Origin of the sequence: Anoxybacillus sp. (assembly GCF_036834105.1) — a bacterium.
GTDB lineage: Bacteria > Bacillota > Bacilli > Bacillales > Anoxybacillaceae > Anoxybacillus.
The window spans coordinates 1-6,597 of record NZ_DAITON010000123.1; the positions used below are offsets into that span (position 1 = coordinate 1).

The 6,597-nt window shown below is 42.0% G+C and carries 8 protein-coding genes; 5 read left to right on the top strand and 3 right to left on the bottom strand.

The window, feature by feature from the left end; all coding sequences use genetic code 11:
• The first annotated feature begins 44 nt into the window (after positions 1 to 44).
• From V7Z64_RS10835 to V7Z64_RS10850, 4 genes are all read left to right on the top strand, one after another.
• A complete protein-coding gene (locus tag V7Z64_RS10835; RefSeq protein WP_297990159.1) occupies positions 45 to 1,310 on the top strand; it encodes a hemolysin family protein in 1,266 nt (421 codons plus the stop codon).
• Positions 1,311 to 1,408: 98 nt separating this feature from the next.
• Positions 1,409 to 2,191 (top strand): amino acid ABC transporter substrate-binding protein, encoded by a 783-nt coding sequence (locus tag V7Z64_RS10840; RefSeq protein ID WP_297990157.1) that lies wholly within the window; start codon positions 1,409 to 1,411, stop codon positions 2,189 to 2,191.
• A complete protein-coding gene (locus V7Z64_RS10845; RefSeq protein ID WP_297990155.1) occupies positions 2,178 to 2,879 on the top strand; it encodes an amino acid ABC transporter permease in 702 nt (233 codons plus the stop codon). The genes V7Z64_RS10840 and V7Z64_RS10845 overlap by 14 nt, the downstream gene beginning before the upstream one ends.
• Positions 2,880 to 2,899: 20 nt before the next feature.
• Positions 2,900 to 3,634 (top strand): amino acid ABC transporter ATP-binding protein, encoded by a 735-nt coding sequence (locus V7Z64_RS10850; protein ID WP_297990153.1) that lies wholly within the window; start codon positions 2,900 to 2,902, stop codon positions 3,632 to 3,634.
• A 37-nt stretch (positions 3,635 to 3,671) separates the two neighbouring features.
• On the opposite strand, the gene V7Z64_RS10855 is transcribed toward V7Z64_RS10850, so the two are convergent.
• Positions 3,672 to 3,872, bottom strand: coding sequence for an alpha/beta-type small acid-soluble spore protein (locus tag V7Z64_RS10855; RefSeq protein ID WP_003395655.1), 201 nt, complete (start codon positions 3,870 to 3,872; stop codon positions 3,672 to 3,674).
• 226 nt (positions 3,873 to 4,098) lie between these two features.
• On the opposite strand from V7Z64_RS10855, the gene V7Z64_RS10860 reads away from it, so the two are divergent.
• Complete coding sequence (locus V7Z64_RS10860) at positions 4,099 to 4,341, top strand: hypothetical protein (RefSeq protein WP_297990149.1); 243 nt, start codon at positions 4,099 to 4,101, stop codon at positions 4,339 to 4,341.
• Between the two features lie 29 nt (positions 4,342 to 4,370).
• On the opposite strand, the gene V7Z64_RS10865 is transcribed toward V7Z64_RS10860, so the two are convergent.
• Both V7Z64_RS10865 and V7Z64_RS10870 read right to left on the bottom strand, forming a co-directional pair.
• Positions 4,371 to 5,483: an ABC transporter ATP-binding protein gene (locus tag V7Z64_RS10865; RefSeq protein WP_003395653.1), complete on the bottom strand. Its 1,113-nt coding sequence runs from the start codon at positions 5,481 to 5,483 to the stop codon at positions 4,371 to 4,373.
• A gap of 111 nt (positions 5,484 to 5,594) precedes the next feature.
• Positions 5,595 to 6,476, bottom strand: coding sequence for a PucR family transcriptional regulator (locus tag V7Z64_RS10870; protein WP_297990146.1), 882 nt, complete (start codon positions 6,474 to 6,476; stop codon positions 5,595 to 5,597).
• Positions 6,477 to 6,597 lie beyond the last annotated feature (121 nt).

The window sequence follows — 6,597 nt, forward strand, 5'->3', positions numbered from 1 at the left end:
TATATATTTTCATAAAATCATCCGATTAGGAGTGTGAATGTTCGTTGGGAGATTTGCCTCTGAGTTTAATTTTTTTACTCATCTCTTTAATTTTTTTATCCGCTTTTTTTTCAGCTTCAGAAACAGCGTTTTCGAGCGTCAATAAAATTCGCTTGAAAAATTATGTCGATGAGAAGCGGCGGGGAAGTAAAAAGGCGCTGTATATTGCCGAAAACTTTGACCGTGCTCTTTCGACCATTTTAGTCGGAAATAATATTGTGAATATTGCTGCGGCATCTATTTCTGCGAAAGTGGCGACAGACTTGTTTGGTGGCAATACAGGTCTTGTCATTAGTACAGTTGGTATGACCATTTTAATTTTAATTTTCGGTGAAGTGTTGCCAAAGTCGCTTGCGAAAGAAAATGCCGAGTCGTTCTCTCTTATGATTTCCGATGTGCTGTATATGCTTATCCAACTATTTACTCCTGTTACGGCATTGCTTGTCATGTTAAAACAATTCGTCTCCAAACTGTTTGGCCATCGGGCAGACACGCCCTCGGTAACTGAAGAAGAGCTAAAAGTGATGGTCGATTTAAGTGAAGAAGAAGGGGTTATTGACAATAAAGAAAAAGAGCTCGTTCATCGTTCACTAGACTTTAACGATATTTTAGTTGGTGAGATTTTCACTCCGCGCATTGATATGGTTGCCGTAGAAGTGAATCAACCAATCGAAGAAATTCGCGACATTTTTTTACGTGAACGATATTCGCGCGTTCCGGTATACGAAGGGGATATTGATAACGTCATCGGTATTTTATCGGAAAGCGACTTTTTTAGTCAACTTGTGCAAGGGAAAGAAGTGAACGTTCGTGAACTGTTGCGCACGCCGCTATTCGTCGTCGAGTCGATGCGCATATCGACATTGTTACCTGAATTACAAAAAAGCAAAGTACATATGGCGATCGTCATCGACGAGTTCGGTGGGACGTCGGGGTTAATTACACTAGAAGATATTTTAGAGCAAATTGTTGGAGAAATATGGGACGAACATGATGAAGCGGTAAAAACGTTTCAAAAAATTAATGATTACGAATACGAATTTAACGCGGAATTGCCGCTTGACGAGTTTTGCGACATTTTAGGCATCGAAGAGCTAGAAAGCTCCTCCCATACGCTCGGTGGCTGGGTGTTTGAAATGTTTGAGCGCATTCCGACCGTTGGCGAATCGTTTGAGCATGAGTCATTAACGGTTACTGTCCGTCAAGTTGAAAATCGCCGCATTCGAAAAGTGCTCGTTCGCATTCGCGAGCCGATTGTGGAAAATGTGTAAAAAGGGAGCAATTTGCTCCTTTTTTTATTGACAACTTTGTAAACTTCCATTACGATTAATAAGCATAAAAACCGATAAGAATAATGGGAGTTTCAGTGATGAAAAAGTCGTTTTTGTTGATGACATTACTTCTGGTCAGCGTATGGCTTACCGGTTGCGGTCAAAATGAAGAAAAAAATGATTTATTTGCTCAAATAAAAGAAAAAGGTGAATTAAAAATTGGAACGGAAGGAACGTATCCGCCATTTACGTTTCATGATGAAACAGGTGAGTTGACAGGATTCGATGTAGACATTGCGAAAGAGGTAGCAAAACGTATCGGTGTGAAACCTGTGTTTGTAGAAACACAATGGGATGCGATGTTTGCTGGCTTAGATGCGAAGCGTTTTGACATGATTGCTAACCAAGTTGGTATTCGTCCGGATCGTCAAGAAAAATACGATTTTTCTAATCCTTATATTACGTCGGCTGCTGTCCTTGTCGTTCATAAAGAAAATGAACAGCTCAAATCATTCGATGACTTAAAAGGGAAGAAAGCGGCGCAATCGATGACGAGTAACTATGCAGATTTAGCTCGTTCATATGGCGCAGAAGTCGTAGGGGTGGAAGGATTTAATCAAGCGATTGAGCTACTGAGTTCAAAACGAGTTGATGCAACAATCAATGATAAATTATCTGTACTTGATTTTCTTAAACAAAAACCGGACGCACCTGTTCGAATTGTCGCGACACATGACGATGCGTCGCAAAGTGGGTTCATGTTCCGCAAAGGAAGCGATCCGCTTGTTGAGGCTGTAAACAAAGCGTTAAAAGAGATGATGGAAGACGGTACGTACGGAAAAATTTCAGAAAAGTGGTTTGGTGAAGATGTATCTAAATAGTATGGTGATCGATTCAGAGCGTTTAGAAAGGTTAATGAATATTGCTGAAAGTTCCCTTCTCCCATTGGTGAAGGGAGCTTTGCTATATACGATTCCGCTGGCATTTATTACATTTGTCATTGGATTAGCGATTGCGTTGCTAACGGCTTTAGCTCGTCTATCGAGAGTGAAATGGTTGCAATGGACGGCGCGTGCCTATGTGTCCGCTATTCGTGGTACGCCGCTTCTTGTGCAACTGTTTATTATTTTTTACGGACTGCCGACGATCGGAATAACGATTGATCCGTTGCCGGATGCGATCATTGGTTTTTCATTAAATGTCGGGGCATATGCATCGGAAATTATCCGAGCGGCCATTTTATCGATTCCAAAAGGTCAATGGGAGGCAGCTTATTCGCTTGGAATGGACGATGTGCAGACGTTAAGACGTATTATTTTACCGCAAGCTGCCCGCGTATCCGTTCCACCGCTATCCAATACGTTTATTAGCTTAGTGAAAGATACGTCTCTTGCCTCGCTCATTCTTGTGTCGGAAATGTTTCGAAAGGCGCAAGAAATTGCGGCAACGAATTATGAATTTTTGCTGCTTTATACAGAAGCTGCGCTCATTTATTGGTTCATTTGCTTTTTCCTTTCAATCATTCAAGGGAAAATCGAACAACGGCTAAGCCGATACGTCGTGCGATAATCGGAATAAGGAGAGTTGTGATGTTAGTTGTTGAAGGATTGCGTAAAACGTTTGGAAATCATGAAGTATTAAAAGGCGTTAATGTAACAGTAAAAAAAGGAGAAGTTGTTGTTATTATCGGTCCATCGGGATCGGGAAAAACGACGTTATTGCGCTGTCTAAACGTGCTAGAAATACCTGATAGCGGAACGGTCACTATCGATCAAGAGCGGCTTCATTTTACCAAAAAGCCATCAAAAAAAGAATTGACGAACTTCCGTCGTTTGACAGGAATGGTATTTCAATCGTATAACTTATTTCCACATATGACGGCGCTCGAAAATGTGATGGAAGGACCGATTACGGTGAAGCGGTTAAGCAAACATGAAGCGAAACAAAAGGCGGAACAGCTACTGACTAAAGTAGGTTTGAAACACCAAATGCATATGTATCCGTTTCAGCTGTCCGGGGGACAACAACAACGTGTTGGCATTGCGCGAGCGCTCGCGATGGAACCGAAAGTATTGTTATTTGATGAACCGACTTCAGCACTAGATCCAGAACTTGTGGGGGAAGTGTTGAAAGTGATGAAAGATTTGGCGAATGAAGGAATGACCATGATTGTCGTCACGCATGAAATGCGCTTTGCGCGGGAAGTTGCCGATGAAGTGATTTTTTTTGATGAAGGAATGATGATTGAACGCGGCCATCCGGAACAACTATTTACAAACCCGAAGCATGAACGGACGCGCCAGTTTTTGCAACGAATTCAGTAAAACCCCCAAGCGAAATGCTTGGGGGTTTTCAGCCATGTTATTTAGTTGTGTAAGATCCGCCTAATTGTTGTTGCGCCATTGCAACAAGACGTTTTGTAATTTCGCCACCAACTGAACCGTTTGCGCGTGATGTTGCATCTGGTCCAAGGTTTACACCAAATTCTTGAGCGATTTCGTATTTCATTTGATCAATTGCTTGTTGTGCACCGTATACTAATAATTGGTTTGTGTTAGCCATGTTCAATCATCTCCTCGTGAAAAGTTTTTATGGTTGGGTTAGCTGGATTTGCACCAGCAACGCGTGATCGTTTTTCACGCTGCCAAGCTTGGCTTAACCCATCGAGTGTTGTTTGCTTGCTTGTACTACTATTTTGGGGAAAAAACATGTTATTATTCTTTTTTTAATGTGGTAATTTTTTGTGTAGTGGGAAAGATAATGGAAAATAGCGAAGCGAGGGATGAAAATGAACATTTGTCCGTTATGTAATGGCTTACGGACAATCGTTTTTTATTGTGACCAATGTGGGGAAAAATTAAAAGACGAAGGGAAATTAACGGATTATTTCGATGATTATAGTCCGTATATGGATGCAGATGTGATGAAAATGGTTGATGGATACGCGCATACACGAACGCAGCATATGTGTGTTCATTTGTTTCATTGCGACCGTTGTGGCGACGATGTTGTCCGTTTCATCCAAGAGTAAAAGCCCGCTCAAATGAACGGGCTTCCCATTTATTTCTCACTATTGGAACGGATGCGCAATTCTGTATTGACATCGAAGAAGTGAGCTTTGTTCATATCTAATGCAAGATCGATCGTTTGACCTGCTTTTACGTCTGTGCGCGCATCGACGCGTGCGACAAACTCTTGGCCGCTAATTTGTGAATATACCATAATTTCTGCACCGAGCAATTCTGCCACTTCGACATGGGCACGTACTTTTGTATTTTGCGATGCTTCAAGGAAGACTGGTTCATCGTGGAAGTCCTCTGGACGAATACCTAAAATGACTTCTTTACCGACGTAACCTTGTTCGCGAAGTACTTTCATTTTTCCTTCTGGCACAGCAATTTTCACATCACCGATGGCGAATACGCCGTCTTGAAGCACGCCGCGCAAGAAGTTCATCGCTGGTGAGCCGATAAATCCACCGACGAAAATGTTTTCTGGCTTTTCATATACTTCTTTTGGTGTACCGACTTGTTGAATGACTCCGTCTTTCATGACGACAAGGCGAGTTGCCATCGTCATTGCTTCTGTTTGGTCATGTGTGACGTAAATCGTTGTTGTTCCTAAACGTTGATGAAGTTTTGCGATTTCTGCGCGCATTTGTACACGCAATTTTGCGTCTAAGTTTGAAAGTGGCTCGTCCATTAAAAACACTTTCGCATCGCGTACGATCGCACGCCCTAATGCAACGCGTTGACGTTGACCACCAGATAACGCTTTCGGTTTGCGATCTAAATATTGCTCAAGACCGAGAATACGTGCCGCTTCACGAACACGACGGTCGATTTCCTCTTTTGGAAACTTGCGCAATTTCAATCCGAACGCCATGTTATCGTATACGCTCATATGTGGATAAAGCGCATAGTTTTGGAACACCATTGCGATATCGCGATCTTTTGGCGCAACGTCGTTCATCCGTTTGCCATCAATGTAAAAATCGCCTTTTGAAATTTCTTCAAGACCTGCAATCATGCGAAGCGTCGTTGATTTTCCGCAACCTGACGGACCGACGAAAACGATAAATTCTTTATCTTGGATGTGCAAGTTAAAGTCTTTTACAGCAGTGACGTTGTTGTCATAAATTTTGTACACATGTTCTAAACGAAGCTCAGCCATACGTACGCCTCCTTATGCAATCGATTTCATTTGATTTAAGCATATATGAAAGGGGGAGAGTCGTAAATGGACACGATGCACAAAAAAAGAAAACGTTTTCGGGCAACATGCCTAGTGTTGTTCATGAAGTAAAATAGCCAAATAAACGGTGAGCGCCCCTTTAAATTGTTTTATATCAATGCCTGTTTTTTCGATCAGTTTATCAATGCGATATTGCAAGCTATTGCGGTGCATATGAAGCTTTTTTGCTGCTAGCGAAACGTTTAAATTGCATTCAAAAAACGTCTTCATCGTTTTAATCATATCGTCATCTTGTTTTACTGTTTGTAAAAACGTCATGGCGTACGTCATCTCTTCATCGTTAATAAGCAAAAGAGGGAAGACGTCTTCAATGGAGTAAACGCGCTGCTCGGGTTTATGTTTCATACCGATGTGAAAATATCGCTTTTCCGCGGTAAATATGTGTGTAAGTTCAACGCCATGTGGGCACTTTTGTCCAATATAGGCCCGCAATTGAATGTAGAAATCGCTACATAGCGTATCGATCAGTTCATAAAGAGTGGAGGCAACGCTCTCTTCTTGTTGCTCGATGACGATAAATTGTTGTTCTGTTTCCGATAACATCGTCACATCATATGGAAACAGCGATTGAATCGCTTCCATAAAATCATGTGGATCAACAGTCCCTTTTTGAATGTAAAAATAAATGAAACGTGTATGTGTAGAAGAAGGTACATGTTCGAACGCTGTTGTGTCATGCTGTATTAAAAAGCGATACCACGCCTGTTGCCGTTCGTTCATCCAAGAAGGGACCGTTTCATATGGTGTAAATAACGTTGCTAACAACGTCCGTTCTTTTGGAGTAAGCGCTTCTTTTTTTATGCCAAAAACTTCGCCGCCTTCCGTCGAAAACCATTCATATTGATCCCGCTCGTCCACTTGCTCGCGTTCAATAAGTGCGTCTTGGTAATATGCCCGTAATTTTTCTAACATGTATCCCAGTCCTTTCCGCTCCTATCACGACCATTATACAAAAAGCGGCGAGAAAATGCTCGCCGCTTCATGTGCGCTCGGCATGGGTGCAATCTCTAGGGTGAAAGTCCCGAACTGCGAA

Excerpts from the sequence above, each read along its gene's own strand:
- V7Z64_RS10860 (WP_297990149.1), top strand. The coding sequence starts at position 4,099 with ATGAACATTTGTCCGTTATGTAATGGCTTACGGACAATCGTTTTTTAT.
- V7Z64_RS10865 (WP_003395653.1), bottom strand. The coding sequence starts at position 5,483 with ATGGCTGAGCTTCGTTTAGAACATGTGTACAAAATTTATGACAACAAC.
- V7Z64_RS10845 (WP_297990155.1), top strand. The coding sequence starts at position 2,178 with ATGTATCTAAATAGTATGGTGATCGATTCAGAGCGTTTAGAAAGGTTA.
- V7Z64_RS10855 (WP_003395655.1), bottom strand. The coding sequence starts at position 3,872 with ATGGCTAACACAAACCAATTATTAGTATACGGTGCACAACAAGCAATT.
- V7Z64_RS10840 (WP_297990157.1), top strand. The coding sequence starts at position 1,409 with ATGAAAAAGTCGTTTTTGTTGATGACATTACTTCTGGTCAGCGTATGG.
- V7Z64_RS10850 (WP_297990153.1), top strand. The coding sequence starts at position 2,900 with ATGTTAGTTGTTGAAGGATTGCGTAAAACGTTTGGAAATCATGAAGTA.
- V7Z64_RS10870 (WP_297990146.1), bottom strand. The coding sequence starts at position 6,476 with ATGTTAGAAAAATTACGGGCATATTACCAAGACGCACTTATTGAACGC.